Source organism: Acidobacterium sp. S8 (assembly GCF_009765985.1).
In the GTDB taxonomy this organism is placed as follows: domain Bacteria; phylum Acidobacteriota; class Terriglobia; order Terriglobales; family Acidobacteriaceae; genus Alloacidobacterium.
The window spans coordinates 370,371-391,100 of record NZ_LMUM01000015.1 but is presented as its reverse complement, the minus strand read 5'-3'; the positions used below and the strand labels follow the sequence as shown (position 1 = coordinate 391,100).

The following is a 20,730-nucleotide window of genomic DNA, read 5'->3' as shown; positions in this document are numbered from 1 at the left end:
GTATGCAACCAGGCCATCTCCGCTCGGCAGCCAATCGGTAAGGGGCATCGTCGGAAACGAAAGAAATAGACTGCGAGGTTGAGCTCTCATGCAGTTCTTTCTTCCAGGTTGAGAGATATTGGCGAGCTATCGCGCACGCGTGCTCCTATCTTTGTGAGGAAGGCGCGCATGCGCATCTGAAATACGTCTACGCCAAAACCTTTGGCATGGCTGCGGATAATTTGTTCGGACCATTTGATTGTTTCGCAGCGCTCGATTGCAGCGGCTAGATCTTCCGGCTCCTGCCTATCAAAGAACACGCCGGTGACATCCTCAATGATTGTTTCCATCGCGCCACCGGCGCGGTATGCAATCGTGGGTCGACCGGCGGCGGCGATCTCGAGGGGAGCCATGCCGAAGTCCTCTTCGCCAGGGAAAAGAAGCGCCCGGCAACGCGCGGCATGATACTGAACATCGCGATCCGAGAGCCGGCCGAGAATGCTGACCGTGGGTCCGGCCAGCGCAGTGAGACGGGCGCGGTCGGGGCCGTCGCCAATCACCAGGAGTCGCCGTCGAAGCAGATTGCACGCCTGGATGGCCAGATCAATACGCTTGTAAGAAACGAGTCGTGCGAGGACCAGATAATAGTCTGATTGTTCGTCGGAAATGGCGAAGCGGTTGAGGTCGATCGGCGGATGTATTACCTCAGCATGCCGACCGTAGGCGCGAGAGATTCTGGCGGCGACGGCGCGCGAATTAGCAATAAAATGGTCAGGCTGCCTGGACGCTCCCATGTCCCAGGCGCGTAATCCGTGGATCAGACTGCGCAGTAACAGCCGCTGTCCGGAACTAAAGGATTCGCGCTCCGAATAGCTATCGAAACTCCAGACCCAACGCATCGGTGTGTGGCAATAACAGACATGCAGCGCATCGCGGCTGGTGCATACTCCCTTAACGTAGCCGGAGGAACTCGAGATCACCAGGTCATACTGAGACAGGTCGAGCGAACGAACAGCCAAGGGATAAAGAAGAAAATAGAACCGGTAGAACTGCTGAATGCCGGGAAGATGCTGCATCCAGGATGTAATTACCGGGACATCCGCGAGACCGTGTGGCATACAGTTGGGTAGAGCTACCGTCGAGTGAAGCACGGCTTGCGGCAGCATACGAACGATTTCCTCAGCAACCTTCTCCGCGCCGCCCAACTGGGTAAAGTAATCATGTACTACTGCAATACGCATCATGCCTCCTGCAATATCACGCCGCACCAGAACGCTTTAATACCGCGGGTACGGTCCGGGCAAGGATCTTAAAATCAAGGGAAAGAGACCATTCATCCAGGTAAGTAAAATCAAGCGCCATCCATTGCTCAAAGCTCAGAGCACTTCGTCCCGAAACCTGCCATATTCCCGTGATTCCAGGCCGTACACTGAAGCGGCGCATCAATTGTGTTTCTGTGAAGAGCGATACATCTCGTACGCTCATGGGGCGAGGTCCGACCAGCGACATATCGCCGCTTAAAACGTTCCACAGTTGTGGCAGTTCATCCAGCGATGTACGCCGAATAAATCGGCCTATCGACGTAATTCGAGGATCATTTGTGATCTTGAAAATAGGACCGCCCGCCTCATTCTGGCTCTCTAACGAAGCCATTAGTTCCGGTGCGTTAGACACCATACTGCGGAATTTGCACATCGGAAACAGGCGCCTTCGGTATCCGTACCGGTCTTGAACAAACAAAATCGGTCCCGGACTCGTAAGTTTGATAGCGACAGCGATAACAGCACAAATAGGTAAAGTGAATGCGATGCAGATGATTGCAATCACAACATCGAGTGAGCGCTTCAAGGCTTCAGCGGCAATAAGCTTTTCGTCTTTAGGCACTAGCTCAACGAAGAGGGGCGTGCGTGCGCGTAATCCACGACTAAAGTTGAGACCATAGGTGTCATTCAGGGTCACAACTCGCACTCCGGCGGCTTCCGCTATAGCGACGGCCCGCTGCGCCAAGTCATAACAGGAGCGCATGGGAACGGCGATGATTAGCTCGTCAATCACATTGCGCAATAAGTAGTCTGAAAGTCGATCTACGTCACAGACATAACGCGTCGCAATCTCAGATGAAAACGAGCGAGGATCGCGATTATCTACAAATCCGACCAACTGTTTCGTTCGGTGATACTGCACACGCAATTCTTTCCAGGCTTTTATCGCGCGACGGCCACTGCCTAAGATCAGAATCTTTTCCGGTTCGCGTCTTTTCGAGCGCAATCCAGGATTAGAGATCAGCAACCGTACTAGCTGGTAGATAAAGGCAGACACAAAGAAAGCGGGAAGCATCGTAGCTACCGGATCTGCAGATCGACGAAACAGAAGATAAAGAGCCAGCAGCAACGTCATCACACCACTGCACGCTGCGGCACGAAGCGCGGGGCGGATCCATTCAGTAAAGGTGTTCTGAAATAAGCCAAAAGCTTCCGAACATTCCGCCCAACAGACGGCAAAAACAATTGCGAAGAGAGCGTTGAGAAGAGTAATACGCATTGCGAGGAATTCTGCGAAGGTTCCAGGAGGCATGTACAGCTGATTAGCCCACACGACCGCAGAAACGGCTAATGTCAACGCGGCGAGGCTGTCGAGAACAGTAATTAGCGTACGTGGCTTTTGTCGGCTCAAAAGTGTCTCTCCTGCATCCATCCGAGCGTTGCTCACAGAAGCTGCACGCACGAATGAACTTACCTGTTCAATTGTTGTCTCATGTCCTGTTCGTCATCAGGACGTTGGTCGATCGAGGTATAACGGCGACTCGGTAGTTTATGCGTGAGAGTAAGTGACCGGATATGTCTTCAACATTGTTTGCTCGACATCCGTTCGACCTTGCGCATTAGCTCTGGCGAACTGCAAGTTCGCACTAGTAGATTGTGCTCGTCCATTGCTTCCTCGTTGCAGCCGGATCTATAGCGTGCCTCATGACCCTAGCTGTAAAAGTAACCTTGGTGTATGCAATCTGCTTTATAGCGTTATCAGAATAGCGTCGCCGAGCATTGTGAAGAGCAGTTGTATTAGAGACAACGCATTGTGCAGATCATCGTGACCGTACACATTACGTTTTTATGGTTGTCTCGAGTCTGCGGTGCGAACGCATCGTTACCGGACATTTGGTAATTGACTATGACCATAGCACAGGTTTTCTTGTGCGCAACAATAAAAATAGACAAAGCAACCCCACAGAATCATCTACTCACTAATGCTGCGTAACCACGACGCAGATTTGTAAGACGCGTTGTTTTCACCCAGGTCGTTAGCCTCGAACGGGTTAGCCGGCATCGATACTTCATTATTCGACTAGCTATTGCGACGAATAAAAATATCTTATGAGGCTGTTAGCGAGGCAACATCCGATGTTCAGCATCCAGATATGCCTGGCTTTTCACAAGAATGCAACTTAATAGAACGCGGAGTGTGATACCTAAAAGCGAAAGTAAAGCACGTTACCGTGTTGATTACAGTATTCAAAGAGTGAATCGATATGTGCTGAATTAAGAACTATTAATTTATATCGCGGCTAAAAGTGATCAATAAATCTTGACGCGTAATATTTGTATGCTACTCTAACCCTGAATACAGCACCTGACCTTTGGTGCATGAGCGGACCTCACCCCAGAGTTACTGCCCACTGAGGACGCGTTCAAGTATTACTGACCCAAGCTTATGTGCCGTGTTATGTCGGCCTAGCGATCGTATCCTCTAGTGTTCGTGGCTCGCATACCGCGACCGAGGATCAATTTATTCCGGGAAGCGTTTCATAGCCTGGAAGATGGGAACAATACATAGGTATCTCTTGAAGGGGCACCCTAGATGAGTATTTCCAACGGACTTAATCACCCGAACGCTGTGGTGCTATATCGAATAAAGAAACACCGAAAGCTATTCTTCGTCGCTTTCACGATTACGTTTGTGTTAATCGCCGCAGTAGTGATGTTGCTTCCTCCGAAATATGAATCGGAGATGAAGCTGCTCGTGAACACTGGCCGGCAGGACCTGATTATCAGCCCGAGCGAGGATAAGAATGGGACGCAATATCAGGAGCTTGCTGAAATTCGAATCAATTCGGAGATCGAATTATTAAAGAGTCGAGATGTGTTGCAACAGGTCGTGCTTAGATCTGGCTTACTGAAGACGTCTGGCAAATCTGCTGGACAAAATCAGGAACTAGATGTTGATAGAGCTGTTCACGGTCTTGCGCATCGTCTCGATATCGAAGCGGTGAAGAAGTCGGAGATCATCTCTGTCTCGTACCGGGCAAAAAGTCCTGCGCAAGCAAATACGATTCTGAAGAATCTTGCTGAAGTGTACCTGGGGGAACACTTGAAAGCACATGCAACGCCCGGATCATTGAAATTTTTTGATGAGCAGGCGAATGTATACGCAAATCGGTTGGCGCAATCTGAAGAGCAACTGCGCATCTTCCGTCAAAATCATTCTGCACTCGCGGATCCGGACGAAAAAGATCCCCTCGCGCAGAGGACGATAGAGGCTCAAGCGTCGCTAGATGATACCGAGGCGCAAGAGTCCGAGTACAAGAAGCGCGTTCAAGCAGCCGAATCTGTATTAACGGGAATGAATCAGCGGGTGACCTCGGAGATAAGAACGAGTCCGCAATCAGGGCTTATCGCTCAGCTCAGCGCCATGCTCGCCGAACTAGAGAATCGTCGTACCGAGATGATTACAAAATTTCGGCCGGACGACCGATTTGTGGTTGAGTTGGATAAAGAGATAGCAGATACAAAGAATACGCTCAATAGCGTCACCGAGCACTCTAGCATCGAACAGGTTAGCGACCTCAACCAGATACATGAAGACGCAGAAAAAAATCTGGTCGTTTCCAAGGTTACACTGGCCGGGCTTGAGGCCAGGCGGTCACAAATGATGACATTTGTGCAGGGGTACAAGGACCAGATGTCCAAACTCGCTGCATCCGCAACTGAAAATGAGCAACTGGTTCGTACCGTGAAAGAGGACGAGGACAACTATCTTCTTTATTCCAAGAGACGTGAAGAGGCTCGTATTGCTGAGTCGTTAGATCAAAAGCGGATCACAGATGTTTCTCTTATAGAAACACCTACCTTCCAGTTGGAGCCTGTGTCCCCGGTGGTGCCCCTCGATTTGACTATCGGATTATTGTTTTCCCTTATGGTGGCCTACCTCTGCGTTCGCGTTCGAGAGCATCTCAACTCGCCGCGGCCCGTCGACCATAACGTTAATTCGACTTCCGCAATGGCGGCGTAGACGGGGAGGTCGTGAATGGAGACAAAGATGATCAAGAAATTGTGTTTGTTTATGTTGATTGCTAGCCAGCTTTATGTTGCGCGGACGCAGCTACTGACAAGGGATCAGCCTTATCGGATTCAGCCAAGTGATCAACTGCAACTGAGCTATCGCTATACACCGGAGTATGACGAATCGTTAACCATACAACCGGATGGGGTGACAACCGTTAAACTGGTTGGCTCGGTCAAAATTGGCGGCCTGACGCTTGAGGAGGCTCGCACCAGTATCTTGGCGCAGCTAAATACGCGGCTGAATCAACCGGAGATTTCACTTACACTCAGCAACTTTGTGAAGCCCAGCTATACAGTTGTTGGGCAGGTAAGTTCGCCCGGAAAATTTGAGATGCACGGGACGATTAGTGCCATTGACGCAATCGCGATGGCAGGAGGATTCAAAGATAGCGCAAAACATTCTCAGGTGATCCTCTTTCGCAGAGCTGACGGAGATACTGCCAGCACACGCATTTTGAATATCAAGAAGCTGATGAATCCGAAGCATCCGGAACTCGACGAAGACGTAATGCTCAAGCCCGGCGATCTTTTGGTGGTTCCAAAAAATACAGTTAGCAAGATTTCTGATTACGTTCACTGGGTCAGTGTTGGCACGTATTTTCCACTCTATTAATGGGTGTTTTACGACAGATGGCTCAGACGGCGCTTTGAATCGAGGAGATGGTCTTGCACCCGTTACCTGATTCGGAGAAAGCACTGCCTCCAGGTGCCGCTCTGTGTCTTGCAGAAGGCAGCTGAAGCAACATAGCCAGCGCCGCAGTCAATCTATAAACAACGTTGTCGAGGCGGGACTAAGCATAATGCGAACCTTGTTTTACAACCACACGGGAATTGTCAGCGGAGCAGAGAAGATGCTTCTTTTGTCTCTAGCCAATTTGCCACGTGGGTCTTTTGAGTTGATATTGGTTTGCCCAGCGGAAGGTACGCTGCGGAATGACGCCGCGGATTTAGGAGTTCCAGTAATCACATGTAATCAGATCCGGGCACGGTTTACTTACAATCCTTTATTGTTCTTGAATTACTTGCTTTCCATCGCCGGCGTGTTGTACGCCTTCAGGAAAAAAGTTAAGGCGCTATCCCCCGACATTGTTCAGGCAAATACTGTTCGCGCAGGCATCGTCGCCACAGTTGCGACAATTGGTACACGTGTACCAGTGATCTGGCATTCTCACGATATTCTCCCGTCGCATCCTCTGACGACGCTTATTCGCTTGCTTGCACATTCGTCACGACGGGTTCATATAGTAGCCTGCAGCAAAGCGGCTGCATATACTTTGCGACCTTTTACTTCACGAGGTCGCCACGTTGTCGTTATCCACAACGGCATCGATATGACCAGATTCCATCGCAGTCCAGAACTACGCGACGAAAAGCGAAAAGAATTAGTGATCGTACCCAAATCTTTTGTAATTGGCATGGTGGGCCAGGTCTCTCCTCGAAAAGGACAACTTGGGTTGATCCGCGCTTTTGCAGACGTGCGTTCAACTGTCCCCGAAGCCGTTCTACTAATCATTGGCGCATCTCTTTTCAACAAGGATCATGAATATTTGCAAAGGTTAGAGCAGGAGGTTGCAAAGTTACAGTTAGGTAAGTCCGTACGGTTCCTGGGACAGAGGTCAGATGTTCCGGCACTCATACAAACGATGGATTTGTTTGTTCTCAATTCAGAGGTGGAACCATTTGCACTCGTACTCATTGAGGCAATGATGCTGGGCAAAGCCGTCATAGCAACAGATTGCGGCGGTCCTGCAGAAATAGTCCATCATCGCGTGGACGGGGAGATCCTGCCGGTGGGTGATCATAAAGCTCTCGTGAACACGATGATCCGGTTGGCGATGGACCCTTCGCTGCGCGAGCGATATGGAGAGGTTGCCATCCGCAACGTGAAACATATCTTTTCGAAGGAGCGCTATATCGCGCAATGGTGCAGTCAGTATAGAAAGGTTACATCTGCCCACCTGTCGAAGCCATTAGAAATTGTCAATGACGACATTGAAATGGGGGCAAGAGTAAGCGAATGAGTATAAGCGACAGTACGCTCGACAACGTGCCGCTCCCTCACGATGAACTCGATACTGCTGCGTTTCAGCCCCGCTTTCTTATTGGTGGTTTCACAGTGTTGACGTTGGTGCTGGTGCTGCTGGGTGGAACGCTGGGCCGTTATCTGATTCCTGTATTGGCCACAGGAATCGCATACATGCTCTATCGCAGAGCGCCGGTTACATATGTCAGTTTTATCTGGTGGCTCTGGTTTTTGGCCTGTTTTCTTCGCCGCCTTGTCGACTATCGGAGCGGCTTCGCGGAAGGTAATCCGATTGTAGCCGCGCCGTTTCTTGCATCTCTTGTATGTTTACCCGTCATATTTCAACGGCGCGACATTTGGAAGCTGCCTTCCAGTTTTCCATTTGTTCTCGCATTTGCGAGTGTGCTCTATGGGTTAGGTGTCGGGTTTCTTTGCATTCCGAAGAAGATTCTCCTGATGTCTTCTCTTGGATGGTTCACACCAATCGTGTTCGGTTTTTTCGTCTTTTCTGAATTCAGAGATGCGGATCGTCGGGAAGCACTCTTGCAATCGCTACGATCCACATTTTGCTGGGGTGTTCTCATGATGGGGGTCTACGGAGTTATCCAATACTTTCTAGCTCCTCGTTGGGACGTCCTCTGGATGGTTGAGTCGAAGATGAGTTCAATCGGCAACCCCGAGCCTTTCGGCATACGGGTGTTCAGTACCATGAATGGACCGGGCGCGCTTGCGTTCACTTTGGTTGCTGGCCTTATGTTGTTATTGAGCCAGCGAGGCGTGCTGGTCATGCTTGCGGGAGCCGCCGGGTGTGCGACGCTCCTGCTTTCTTCTGTTCGGTCAGCATGGGCGGCAATCATACTCGCGCTTATCCTGCTGGCCTTTCGCGAGAAGAAATATATAACTCGGCTGAGCGTGGCTGCTGCGCTTATGTTGGTGTGTATTAGCTGTGCCATGGTAATCGAGCCAATCCGGGAAAACGTGCAGAACCGTTTTTCATCCTTTACCGATATGAAGGACGACACTAGCTATCAGGACCGCCAGAGCGGCCACGAGCAGATGATTACTTATGCTAGCCAAGAACCCTTTGGTACTGGACTGGGAACGATGGAGGCTAATTTTGCAGGAAAGACCGCGCTAGGCACCCGAGATAGCGGGTTTTGGGAGATAGCCTTGTCGTTGGGGTGGGTTGGCGGAGCTGTTTATCTCGCTGCGCTTGGTTTATTGGCCTGGAATGGGTGGCGCTCCGGGGCTGAACGCGCGACAACAGAAGTGATCGCGGCTTGCATCAGCATCGGATTGATCTCACAGCTGCTTCTTGGCAGCGTCATGTTAGGGGTGACAGGAAGCATCATTTGGATGTTCGGAGCGATCGCGATGACGCCGCTTGAGAACGCAGGTGTGCTTCCGAAAGCAGGCAGCGATGGCAACTAAGCCATCGAGCGGCTTGGCCGCTGTGATGCAATCCGCGGGCGGCCGAATCCTCTTTGTTCTCATCAACGCGGGAACAGGAATCATTACCGCTCGTGCGCTGCACCCTGCCGGTCGTGGCGAACTCGCCGCGCTCGGAGTGTGGCCAAATTTTCTGGGCAGCCTGATGACTTTTGGACTTCCAAGCTCTTTGATTTTTTGGAGTCGGGCTGAGCCACAAAACAAAACAAATCTTCTGTGGGCATCCTTGCCGCTGACCATTCTTCTGGGAGCGCTGGCCATGCTCACGGGCATGATTGGCATTCCGTTTTGGCTTTCCCAATACTCTCCTCATATCGTGCAAATCGCGCGGTTGTTCATGTTCAACGCTTTCATCGTTCTGTTGATCGCCAATGCGCGCGCAGCATGTGAAGCAGAGAATGATTTTTTTGCGTCGAGCCTCGCCCTTTGCATGTCGCCGTTGCTGGCTTTTGTTGGGCTGATCGCCTTACAGCTTACCCACATTCTGACTCCTGTCAGCGCTGCTTGTGCCTACATAGTTAGCGGCATTCCGTCCTGCATATTTCTTCTTTTCCGTTTGCGCCATAATTTTCGGAACCCGCCCGTCCATATCATTGACGCGGCTGGTAAGCTGCTCAACTACGGAGCCCGTTCGTATGGGGTGGATATTTGCGGAACACTATCTCTGTACGCTGACCAGGCAATCGTCGTCCATCTACTTAATCCGGACGCGATGGGTACATACGTTGTCGCTCTGAGTTTATCCAGAACATTGAACGTGATCCATCAGGCTGTCGCCTCGGTATTATTTCCAAAGGCAGTCTCACTACAGCCGAAAGAACTGATCGCAATGACCGGACGCGCGATACGTATCAGCACGCTTCTCACTGCGATTTGCGGCGTGGCTGTGGCCGCGCTCGGACCTATTCTGCTCTCATTGCTGTACGGTCGCGAATACCGTGGCGCGACAGCAATCCTGAATATTCTGATAGCAGAGGTTATTTTGACGGGTGCGACTCTCGTCTTGACCCGAGCTTACATGGCGCTTGGAAGGCCGGGACTCGTTACGATACTCCAGTCGAGCGGGCTTATTCTCTCTCTCCCGCTGCTCCTGCTCCTTGTTCCAAGATGGGGTGTTCTGGGTGCGAGCTTTGCTCTCCTCACCGCTGCTCTGGTTCGTTTGATACTTGCGCTCTGCAGTTTCCGATTTGTGCTTGGTTTGCCGGCGCCAGGGTTGACCCCACGGATGGATGAATTGCAGGCGTTCGGCGGTCGCTTAAGAAATAATCTACTAGCTGCCCTTCGTCGTCGCGCAGCCCAGACCGCCGGGGTATAAGTCGATCGTCGTAGCCTCTAAAGAAAGCCTGAACACCGAATCTCGTGCAGCATTGGACGGCGTGAAGGCGAACGAGGATAACGTCATCGGCGAAGATCCTACCGGGCAGGCCAATTCCATTTCGGTGTGTTGAATAGAGTCGAGCCCTCCAGCTTCGTTTCTCCAAAATCCTTCAGCAGATGGAGGCGAGTGCAAAGAGGCGCGGTCATCAGTTCCTCGATGAGCAGCGGCGCATGCGAAACCACAATGATCTGCGTGTTATTCGCTGCGGCGAGGATCAGCCTCGCGAGTGCCGGAAGAAGGTCCGGATGCAGGCTGGTTTCCGGCTCGTTCAGCACCATGAGTTCTGGCGGGCGCGGAGTCAGCAGGGCAGCAACCCATAGAAGGTACCTCAGCGTTCCATCCGACAACTCGGCTGCGGAAAGCGGCCGAAGCAATCCGTGTTGCCTCAACTGCAGTTCGAAACGTCCATTTTGCACTTCCACTGAAAGCTGGCTGCCTGGGAAGGCGTCTTCAAGAGTCGTAGCGAGTGCTTCGTCTGATCGAATCTCGAGAATCGTCTGAAGGGCTGCTGCGAGATTGCTGCCGTCATGGTGGAGTACAGGGGTAAAAGTGCCGATCTGAGCAGCACGCGCAGGCGAGTCAGAATCGGTACGGAAATGATCATAGAAGCGCCAGCCACGAACAGCTTCGCGAACTGCCACCATCTCCGGAGCCCGCTGCGGGTCGGCCACGCTGGCAAGCATACTGTCAGTGTCAGATAGGTGCTGCGTCAGCATCACCGGTTCCTCATCGCGCGTCGTGGCGAGCCAGACGAAGTTGTTTCTGCGATCTACGAGAGCCGAAGCTTTCCTGTAGACCGGCCCATGCCAGATGCACTCACGCTTCACATGTGGATCGAGCTCAAACATTGTCGCCGGTGGAGGCGGCGGAGGGTAGCCCAGGTCAATGCTGTACCCGTAGGTGTCGCCGCCAAAGCCGAGTTTAAGACTCGCAACCTTTCGGTTTGCGAGAGGTTCCACCGCATAAGTTCCCTGACGAACGCCCCGCGCGATAGTCTCCGGGCCAGCCCAGAAGGTCGACTGGAGGCCGCCTTCGCGGGCCAGCGAAGCCACGACCGAATTCAGCGCAGCGTCGGCCAGCAGCCGCAATGAGCGATAAACACTGGACTTTCCGCTTCCATTCGCACCGGTGATCACGCTCAGCTGTCCGAGCGGCAGCAATAAATCGCGCAGTGATCGGTAGCCTTGGACAGCGACAGTGCGGATCATGAGATACAGCATAACGTGGCTGCGCTGCTCGTGATTCCGACCGGGCGCCCGACTTATCTGATCAGCGCACAACCTTAAACGTACAGCGACTCATCCCAATGTCGAGCGTGAATGGAACCAGCATCAACCGATTATTAAAGGTCAAAAGATAATGGCAGAAAAACAGCAGCCGATTTATGTGGGCCCGCAGCAAGTGCGTCTTCAAACGGACCGGCAAGATAAGCCGAGCAAAACCGCAGAAGAAAATTTGGATCCAGTGCTTGCCTTGGCGAAGGCATGGGGCGTCGGCAAGGTCGCATAGACTCGCCAAATCCCCGAGAGCCACGAGCAGCAGCCCAGTGAAACCTGCGAAGCTTCTTTGGTACCCAAAGAATTGGTCAATCCTGCGGAGATTCGGATCAATCTGGCCACCGCTAGTCGGTGAGTGCAGGCATTTTCATACTGGTCGACCATCGTCAGGTTCAATCTGGCGAAGGGTAAATGCGGCAGTGATGCCAGCGGACACAGCCGCGGCGCTCGCAAGTAGCGCTATCAAACGAAATCCCCCAACAAAGGCTTCATCAACTGCGAACTTTGCCTTCGTATCTTCGGTCTGAATCGCTCCGAGGCGCCGCTTCTGTTGCTGAACCTGCTCGACAACTGCTGGCGCTACCGCAGCTATGCTGAGTTGTTGCGTAAGCTCCATAGAGAATCGTTGAAGAAACAGGGGCGCGCTGATGGCCAGAGCGAGCAGCGCTGCCGTTTGCGATACTGCATTGTTGACCCCTGATGCAGCGCCTGTTTTCCCTTGAGGAACAGCGCTCATGACTACTGTGGTTAGGGGCGCGACGCTAATGGTCATACCGAGGCCGAGCATGATCATGGCCGGAAAATACGTTATCCAATACGATCCACCAACGCCCGGCCTGGCCAATAAGGCGTATCCGGCAGCCGTGATAAGCGGGCCGACGATCAGCGGCCTTCGCGCTCCGTAGCGCCCGAGTAGCCCTCCCGCCCATCGCGACAGCAGGAACATGATTAGAACAAGCGGAAACATAGCGGCTCCCGCCTGCGTAGGTGTATAGCCCTGCACCTGAATCAGGTTCATTGGAAGATAGAACAGCGTTCCTGCAAGCGCGGCGTATAGAAAGAAGGTAAGGAGATTCGCACCACTGAAGGTGCGGCTGCGAAAAAGTTCCACTGGCATCATGGGCGAAATAGCTCTACGTTCGACAAAAACGAAAGCCACTAATAGCGCGATACCTAGAAGGCCCAGAAGACGTACGGTTATGTGCCCCGTAGACCACTCCATTAGGGAGAATGTCAATCCACTCAGGCCCGCAGTTGCTAATGCAGCGCCTTTTATATCTATTCCACTTTTCTGGGGCGGCGGCGATGGCAAACCTGGAATTTTGCTGAGTGTGATCCAGATCGTCGTCAAAGCAAGGGGAGCATTTAGAAAAAATACCCATCGCCACGAGCCATGCTGCACCATCCATCCGCCGACGATAGGTCCAAGAGCCGTCATCATTGATGCGAATCCCGACCATGCTCCTATCGCGCGCCCACGTTCTGCGCCAGTAAAGTTGGCGCTCAACAGTGCGAGGCTATTCGGCACAAGCAACGCACCGCCAACCCCCTGCAGGCAACGGGAAACCACGAGCTGAGAAACGCTCGGCGATACTCCGCACCATATCGAAGCAGCTGCAAAGATGGCGACACCTGTGAGGAAGGTTTTCCTCAGCCCGAAGCGGTCTCCGAGGGAACCACCAACCAATAGCAAGGAGGAGAGAAAGAGCGCATAGGCCTCCACAACCCACTGCACTTGTGTTCCGGTCGCGCCGAACGACCTCTGAAGGCTCGGGAGAGCCACATTCACGACTGTTCCATCAATGAACTCCATGCTCGATCCGAGAACGGTCGCAGCAAGCACCCACTTTGCGCGAGATGGTTCCACACTCGTCGTCCCCGTCGGGTGAAAAGAGACTTCTTTGCACGGCATGGGCGCGCAGCTCATACCAAGACTCTACTGTGTCTTCAAATACCCGGGGGATGAATTACGCGTCAACAAGCTCTTTCGTCAGCCGAAGCACTATTGTCAGACGCCTATATCGACGATATTTTCGAACATGCAATGACGCTTGCCGTGTCAGGATCTCGGAGGCAACACCCGTGAAGATATTCCACCTGCGTCGCCAGCCCACCAGCGATCACTCAGGAAAAACTGAAATGGAAAGTATGATACGAACCATGAAACATGTGCATAGATTTCTCGTTTTGGCGATGGTTCTCCTCTGCGGTTCATACCTGAAAGCGCAGCACACGAAAGAACCCGTGGATTTTGTCTCTCCGAATATAGGAGGCATTGGCCAACTGCTGACCGCTACTATCCCCTACGTTCAATATCCGCACGGCATGGCCAGACTCGCTCCGGTCACCACACCCGGCATCACCGACCGCTATCTCGCCGATAAAATCTATGGTTTTCCCGCGGGTGCGGCAATGCTGATGGCATCTGTTGGAGACAAGAGCGTTCATCCAGAAGATTATGCCTCTGATTTCGATCATGACTTTGAAACCTCGACTCCGTATTACTATGCCGCTGATCTTCAAAGTTGGAACATCACGGCCGAACTGACGGCCATCCGGCAGGCCGCCTTTTACCGCTTCACATTCCCTGCAACCGATCATGCTCACCTGGTTCTGAGCATGAAAGATCACGCCGAACTTAATGTCATCGGCAACAACGCAGTCGAGGGCAGCGAGAAGATCGTCGGCCCCGTCGGTGAACTCTCAGGGAATGCCGGTGAAACGAGGGAATATTTCTACGCAGAGTTCTCCCGGCCTTTTGCTTCTTATTCGACCTGGCAGGGAAGCGATCTTGCCAGCGTAGCAAAGCGCTCCGGAGACGATCTGGGATTTGTAACCGATACGAATACAAAATCAGGCGAAAAAATTGAAGTTCGCATCGGTATTTCCTACATCAGCATGGAGCAGGCCCATCGCAACCTCCAGCGCGAGATTCCAGGATGGAACTTCGATCAAGTCAAAGCCGACACCCGCTCAGTATGGAACAAGGCCCTCGGCGCCGTGGACGTACAGGGCGGAAGTGAAAAGCAGCGCACCATCTTCTACACCGCCCTTTACCGCTCTCTTGGGCGCATGACGGACATCACCGAAGACGGCAAATACTTCAGCGGATACGATCATGCCGTCCACAACGCCGAGGGTCACGATTTCTATATCGATGATGGTCTTTGGGACACGTACCGTTCTCTGCATCCTCTACAGATGCTTCTCGATGCAAACCAGCAGCAGGATATGATCCGCTCCTATCTGCGCATGTATGAGCAGAGCGGCTGGCTGCCTTCCTTTCCTTCCGTCGCCGGCGATCAGGAGGTCATGATCGGCCATCACGCCGCCTCGCTGATTGCCGACGCTTACGCAAAAGGATATCGCGACTTCGATCTCAACCTTGCTTACGCCGCAATGCGAAAGAACGCGACCGAGGCCACCATGCTGCCATGGCGACGCGGTCCGCTGACAAGCCTCGACAAGACATATTTCGAGAAGGGATTTTTCCCCGCCTTGGCAAAGGACGAAGCTGAAACCGAGCCGCAGGTGACGGGCGAGCGGCGGCAAGCCGTTTCTGTCACTCTCGAGAACGCCTATGACGATTGGTGCGTGGCCCAGCTCGCAAAGGCGCTCGGCAAACAGTCCGACGAGGCGTATTTCACCAGGCTGGCCCACAATTACCAAGTCGTCTTCAACCGCGACATTGGATTTATGGCCCCGAAGAGTGCGGACGGCCAGTGGGTCGCAGACTTCGACCCGAAGCTCGGCGGAGGACAAGGCGCTCGTGCCTATTTCACCGAGGTGGACTCATGGATTTACACCTTCAATGTGCAGCATGACGTTGCAGGCCTGATTCAATTGATGGGAGGCCGCGATTCGTTTAACAAGAAGCTTGATCAGCTTTTTGTAGAGCAATACGGAACTTCCAAGTTCCACTTCCTCGACCAGTTCCCGGATGCAACCGGACTTGTCGGCCTCTACGCGCAAGGCAACGAGCCAAGCTTCCACATTCCTTATCTATATGACTTCTCCGGTCAGCCGTGGAAGACGCAGCGACGCGTGCGGCAGCTGATGGACATCTGGTACGGTGACGGGCCGCTCGGCATTCCGGGTGATGATGACGGCGGCGCAACTTCATCCTGGTATGTTCTCAGCGCCCTCGGTTTCTATCCGGTTTGCCCTGGCAGCCCGGAATATGAGATTGGAAGCCCCATCTTTGCTAAAAGCGTCATTCGCTTGGGCAATGGAAAGACCTTTAATGTGATCGCAAATCACGTATCTGATCGCAATAAGTACATCCAATCGGCTCAATTAAACGGAAAAACGCTCAAAAAAGCATGGTTTGAGCATGCAGATATCTCGAATGGCGGCACTCTGATCCTCGAAATGACCGATAAACCAAACCTCGAATGGGGAAGTGCGCCCGAAGATGCTCCTCCATCCATGTCGAATCCATCGGAATAGTCGTCCAGAGCCCACAGGTTATTAATCGCTACAAGAAATCCACGTACTGGTCTTGTAATCCGACAATTTTGGTCGTAGATTGATATAGGACCGAAACAATCGCATATCGAGCTGTCACGCACGAGGCGATTTAGGTTGTTATATTTTGCGCCAGACCTCGCTTGTGACTCTTGGCGGAGTTGCGAGGCTGGCGCTTACTACAGGCCTAGTGGACTGCAGATGCCTATTACTATAGGTTTTCGCGGCTCCGCCTTCAACATTGTCAGCAGCTTCCGCAGCCCATGTCTGCGCGATGACAACAGCTGGCAGATGGAGATCTCGCGATGGACCATCCAAAGAGTCATTTTCAAACACGCGATGCCGGCTTGCGCCGTCGACGCCGCAGCCGTTCAGCCAGCCGTTGGCTCGCGTTGGGAACGGTCACTGCATATGCGGCTGTTGCCTTTGCCCGACCTGCTCCTCAACAGAACAGCCCCGCGCTGCCCGCGGACCCGAAACAGGCGACAGAAAAAAACCTCACAGTGCGCCGCTTCAATATCCCGGCGGGCTCTTTGGATGTAGCCGTTGCCGCATACGAGCGGGTCACAGGATTGTCGGTCACGCTTGCCATTCCACCGGAAACGGTTGCCGGCTTCCGGTCGCCGGGAGTAAGCGGCCTTTACAGCGATAGCCAGGCAATGACCCTGATTCTCACCGGAACAGGACTGTCCTCGATCGGTGGAGGAAATGGAAGCATCACGATAGCCTTAAGAAATAACGAAGATGTCGTAGTTACTGCACAGAATGCGCCCCCGCAGATTGAGCTGGATCGCTATCCCATGCCACTGCTCGATACGCCGCAATCCATCTCCGTTATCTCGAAACAGACAATGCAGGATCAGGGTGCGACAACGCTGCGCGACGCCTTGCGCAATGCGCCGGGCATAAGCCTGGCAGCAGGCGAAGGTGGCTCACAGGGAGACAATCTAACTCTGCGCGGATTCACGGCACGCAACGATATTTTCTTGGATGGCATGCGGGATTTTGGCTCTTATTACCGTGATCCATTTAATTATGAATCTGTAGAAGTGCTGGAGGGGCCATCTTCCGTGACCTTCGGCCGCGGTTCAACCGGCGGCGTGATCAATCAGGAGTCCAAATCACCGGAACTGCACCCGTTCATTGTTGCCGAGGGCGATCTCGGCACAGACATAACACGCCGCTTTACGGCCGATATCAATGAGCCTCTGCCGAAGCTGGGCAAGGGAGCCGCTCTGCGCCTGAACGTGATGGCACACGACTCTAACGTAGCCGAGCGCGATGTAACCGAGAATAAGCGTTTCGGAATTGCTCCTGAATTTGCGCTGGGTCTGGGAACATCGAATCGGCTGCGAGCCAGTTACTTCCATTTCAATGAGAACGATATTCCTGACTATGGTATCCCCTGGTATTTCAACCATCCGGCGCAGGTTCCGAGGCACAACTATTATGGCTTCCGCGATGGCAATTTTCTCGACACTGACGTCAACATGGGAACCATCAAGGCCGAGCACGATATCGATGGCTGGGCTACATTGCGAAACAGCATTCGCTATGCCAACAGCGAACGCCACGCCCGTATTACCGAACCACAGGTGAATAATGCGACCTCTGGATCGATTACACCAACGACGCCGCCGGACCAGGTAAGCGTGAACCGCAATCAAATTGCGGTCTACAGTAACGAGAGCTTTTTGTGGGATCAACTTGACGCTACCATCCACGCAACCACCTTCGGAATGAAGCATGTCGCTGTGATTGGGGCGGAAGGCGGCCGCGAAACCTCCGATCCGAGACGTCCAACCTTTAATTATGTGAACGCTGCCGGACAGACGATCAACACGGTTCCTACAGCTAACCTGTTGCGTCCGGATGAAGACCAATCCTTCGCCGGTACGGCAGCGCCATCCAGCGATGTGCATGCCACCTCCACAAGTTACGGAATTTATCTGTTGGAGACGATGCAGCTCGGGCAGCATTGGGAGCTGACCGGCGGCGCACGCTTTGACCGTTTCAATACAGATGAAAAGAGCATCTCGTATCCCACTCCCAAGCAGGCCGGAGCCGACGGCCCCGTCATACAGGGCGCTCCCACCATTACCTATCCCTCGCGGCTGGACCGCAAGCCGAGCTGGCGCGGAGCCGTTGTCTACAAGCCGCGCGAGAACGGCAGCATTTACTTCGACTACGGCACCTCGTGGAATCCTTCGGCGGAAACGCTTTCGCTCACCGTCGGCCCTGCCGGCACCGGAACCGCGAATCTGGCGCCCGAGTTCAACCGTTCCTACGAAGCCGGCACAAAGTGGGACTTCAATCAATCGCGCTTATCGCTGCGCGCAGATCTTTTCCGCACGACGAAGGACAACGCACGCGAGGCATCGCCAACGAACTCGCTCTTGTATGTCCTTGCTGGAACACAACGCGTAGATGGAGCCGAGCTCGCCGTAACTGGCCGCATCAACAGTCAGTGGCGCGTGCTCTCCAGCTATACCTACATGCACAGTGAGGTGGTGGACTCGCAGTATTATCCGCAATCGGTTGGCTATAAGCTCGCCAATGTTCCCGATAATCTGTTCAACCTGTGGACAACCTATCAGCCGACAAGCCGCTGGGTGATGGGGCTGGGCGGCAATTTTGTCGATAGCCGCACCGCGAGCTCGACCGCGCCCCTCGATCCCACCACTGGACTGATTAAGCAAGTACCCAGCTACTGGATATTCAACGCGATGGGCAGCTATTCGCTCGGTGAGCACGTATCGTTGCAGGCGAACGTTTTCAACCTAGCCAATCGCAACTACATCGACGAGATCCATCCGGCACATATCGTGCCGGGCGCCGGAACATCAGGACTCTTCGGGCTTAACTTCAAATTCTAGCTGGTTGTCGATGAGGGACGGCGCTGCATCGCGGCGGCTGTCCCTGTTGAAAGGTATACGAAACGATGTTGATTACAATTCCAAACGTTCTCGACGCGACACAGGTCGCACAGGCACGGCAGTTGCTCGCCGAAGCCGACTGGGTGGACGGACGCGTGACCGCGGGCCACCAATCGGCGCTCGCCAAAGACAACATGCAGCTGCCGGAAGATAGTCCGGTGGCTCAGCGTTTGGGCGACATGATTCTGCAGGCGCTGGGACAGAATCCTCTTTTTATTTCCGCCGCGCTACCTATGAAAGTCTTTCCACCGCTCTTTAACAGTTACAGTACCGGCCAGAGATTCGGCATTCATGTCGACAATGCAATCCGGCACGTAAAAGGAAGTTCGCACCGCGTGCGCAGCGATCTCTCGGCCACCCTCTTCCTTACGCCTCCCGAGGACTATGATGGCGGAGAGCTAGTCATTGAGGATACCTACGGCGTGCACACGGTCAAGCTGCCGCTGGGCCACATGGTGCTCTATCCCTCTTCCAGCCTGCACCGTGTCGAGTCAATCACTCGCGGTCGCCGCGTAAGTTCCTTCTTCTGGATTCAGAGCATGATTCGCAGCGACGCGCAGCGTACCCTACTCTTCGATCTCGATAATGCCACGCAGACTGTAAACCGCGATATGCCCACCAGCGCCGTCGCCGTGCAGCTGACAGGTATCTACCATAATCTTCTGCGCCAGTGGGCAGAGGTGTAGAAGGCGTGCGGCGAATACTCTTCTGGATGCACCTTTGCACTGGGGTTCTGATTGGCATCCTGGTCGTCTACTTTTCCATTACAGGCATATTGATCGCCTATGAACGGCCGATACTGAACGCAATCGACAAGCAAAATTACAAAGCCGCCCCGGCTTCCGCAGATGCCGTCCGCATGCCGCTCGCTAAGTTGATCTCAGAAACCGAATCGGCTGCTCATGCTCGCGTTGAAATGATCACCGTCCATCCCGATCCGGTGTCGCCAGTTGAACTGCAGACAGCAAATCGCGAAGTATTTTTCGCAGATGCATTTTCAGGCGCAGTGCAGGGGCCGATGTCTCCACGCGCCCGCGCTTTCTTTCTACAAGTAACTGCGCTGCATCGCTGGTTCGGATTAAGCGAGGCACATCACGCTGTCGCAACCGCCGTCAAAGGCGCCGTCACTCTCTTGTTTCTCTTTCTGCTCGTTTCTGGCGCGACTCTATGGATACCGTCGCGCTGGACCGGGACTACTTTCCGCACTGGCGCCGTGCCGCGATTCGACGTCCGCGGGCGTGCCCGCAATTACAACTGGCACAAGGTCACCGGTCTCTGGCTTGGATTGCCGCTCGCGGTGCTTGTGGTCACAGGCGTAATCATGGCCTATCCATGGGCGAATGCGCTGCTCTTCCGGCTCGCCGGCAGCCCAATGCCGGTGCGCAATGCGGTCAGAGAAAATTCACATCGCCACGGAAACGGAGCAAGCCCAATACCGGGGAATCTCGACGAAGCCTTTACGCAGGCAACGAGCCATGGGGAGAGCTGGCAAAGCGCCAGTTTAAGGCTACCCGCAAATGCAGGCGAGCTGAATATTACCGTAGACCGCAGCGAAGGTGGACATCCGGAGAAGCGTGAGCAGGTCTTCGTCGACGCCACCACTGGCCGTGTTCTCCGTCGAGTTTCATTTGACGGATTAAGCCGTGGTCAGCGCTGGCGTAGCTGGGTGCGCTTCATCCATACTGGGGAAGCTGGCGGCTGGTGGGGCGAAACCCTGGCGACGTCTACCGCCTCGGGAGCAATCTTGCTTTCAGTCACCGGCTTCCTGTTAGCCTTCCATCGCCTGCGTCGATTGCGCCCCTAATATAGTGCGTTCCCGCGTCTCATCGGAAGCGACGATCTCTCAGGACAGCAGCAACAGTTACAATGAATTTTTCCACCC

The 20,730-nt window shown here is 53.6% G+C and carries 14 protein-coding genes; 10 read left to right on the top strand and 4 right to left on the bottom strand.

Translation table 11 applies throughout. The features are described from left to right. Positions 1-86: 86 nt before the first annotated feature. Both GSQ86_RS05520 and GSQ86_RS05515 read right to left on the bottom strand, forming a co-directional pair. A complete protein-coding gene (locus GSQ86_RS05520) occupies positions 87-1,223 on the bottom strand; it encodes a glycosyltransferase (protein WP_254062158.1) in 1,137 nt (378 codons plus the stop codon). 13 nt (positions 1,224-1,236) lie between these two features. Next, on the bottom strand, positions 1,237-2,652 hold the full coding sequence (locus GSQ86_RS05515; RefSeq protein WP_158748948.1) for a sugar transferase: 1,416 nt from the start codon (positions 2,650-2,652) through the stop codon (positions 1,237-1,239). Between the two features lie 1,182 nt (positions 2,653-3,834). Here GSQ86_RS05515 and GSQ86_RS05510 point away from each other — a divergent pair. From GSQ86_RS05510 to GSQ86_RS05490, 5 genes are all read left to right on the top strand, one after another. Then, complete coding sequence (locus GSQ86_RS05510; RefSeq protein ID WP_158748947.1) at positions 3,835-5,265, top strand: Wzz/FepE/Etk N-terminal domain-containing protein; 1,431 nt, start codon at positions 3,835-3,837, stop codon at positions 5,263-5,265. 27 nt (positions 5,266-5,292) lie between these two features. Further along, entirely contained in the window at positions 5,293-5,931 is a 639-nt protein-coding gene (locus GSQ86_RS05505; protein WP_158748946.1) for a polysaccharide biosynthesis/export family protein, read from the top strand. 187 nt (positions 5,932-6,118) lie between these two features. Beyond that, on the top strand, positions 6,119-7,339 hold the full coding sequence (locus GSQ86_RS05500; protein ID WP_158748945.1) for a glycosyltransferase: 1,221 nt from the start codon (positions 6,119-6,121) through the stop codon (positions 7,337-7,339). Continuing rightward, complete coding sequence (locus GSQ86_RS05495; RefSeq protein ID WP_158748944.1) at positions 7,336-8,772, top strand: O-antigen ligase; 1,437 nt, start codon at positions 7,336-7,338, stop codon at positions 8,770-8,772. The genes GSQ86_RS05500 and GSQ86_RS05495 overlap by 4 nt, the downstream gene beginning before the upstream one ends. Beyond that, complete coding sequence (locus tag GSQ86_RS05490; RefSeq protein ID WP_158748943.1) at positions 8,762-10,105, top strand: lipopolysaccharide biosynthesis protein; 1,344 nt, start codon at positions 8,762-8,764, stop codon at positions 10,103-10,105. The genes GSQ86_RS05495 and GSQ86_RS05490 overlap by 11 nt, the downstream gene beginning before the upstream one ends. Positions 10,106-10,203: 98 nt before the next feature. Here GSQ86_RS05490 and GSQ86_RS05485 read toward each other — a convergent pair whose 3' ends face one another. Next, positions 10,204-11,388 (bottom strand): AAA family ATPase, encoded by a 1,185-nt coding sequence (locus tag GSQ86_RS05485; RefSeq protein ID WP_254062157.1) that lies wholly within the window; start codon positions 11,386-11,388, stop codon positions 10,204-10,206. Positions 11,389-11,527: 139 nt separating this feature from the next. On the opposite strand from GSQ86_RS05485, the gene GSQ86_RS05480 reads away from it, so the two are divergent. Beyond that, entirely contained in the window at positions 11,528-11,677 is a 150-nt protein-coding gene (locus tag GSQ86_RS05480; RefSeq protein WP_158748941.1) for a hypothetical protein, read from the top strand. A 135-nt stretch (positions 11,678-11,812) separates the two neighbouring features. Here GSQ86_RS05480 and GSQ86_RS05475 read toward each other — a convergent pair whose 3' ends face one another. Next, positions 11,813-13,357: an MFS transporter gene (locus tag GSQ86_RS05475; protein WP_216841019.1), complete on the bottom strand. Its 1,545-nt coding sequence runs from the start codon at positions 13,355-13,357 to the stop codon at positions 11,813-11,815. On the opposite strand from GSQ86_RS05475, the gene GSQ86_RS05470 reads away from it, so the two are divergent. The 4 genes from GSQ86_RS05470 (at position 13,303) to GSQ86_RS05455 (ending at position 20,652) form a co-directional block, all read left to right on the top strand. Continuing rightward, positions 13,303-15,894: a GH92 family glycosyl hydrolase gene (locus GSQ86_RS05470; protein WP_371720233.1), complete on the top strand. Its 2,592-nt coding sequence runs from the start codon at positions 13,303-13,305 to the stop codon at positions 15,892-15,894. The two genes, GSQ86_RS05475 and GSQ86_RS05470, sit on opposite strands and share 55 nt — an antisense overlap. Positions 15,895-16,217: 323 nt before the next feature. After that, positions 16,218-18,788 carry a TonB-dependent siderophore receptor gene (locus GSQ86_RS05465; protein WP_158748938.1) on the top strand — a complete coding sequence of 857 codons (2,571 nt, stop codon included), beginning with the start codon at positions 16,218-16,220 and terminating at the stop codon, positions 18,786-18,788. A gap of 65 nt (positions 18,789-18,853) precedes the next feature. After that, complete coding sequence (locus tag GSQ86_RS05460; RefSeq protein WP_158748937.1) at positions 18,854-19,534, top strand: Fe2+-dependent dioxygenase; 681 nt, start codon at positions 18,854-18,856, stop codon at positions 19,532-19,534. A gap of 5 nt (positions 19,535-19,539) precedes the next feature. After that, positions 19,540-20,652 (top strand): PepSY domain-containing protein, encoded by a 1,113-nt coding sequence (locus GSQ86_RS05455; protein ID WP_158748936.1) that lies wholly within the window; start codon positions 19,540-19,542, stop codon positions 20,650-20,652. The last annotated feature ends 78 nt before the right edge of the window (positions 20,653-20,730 follow it).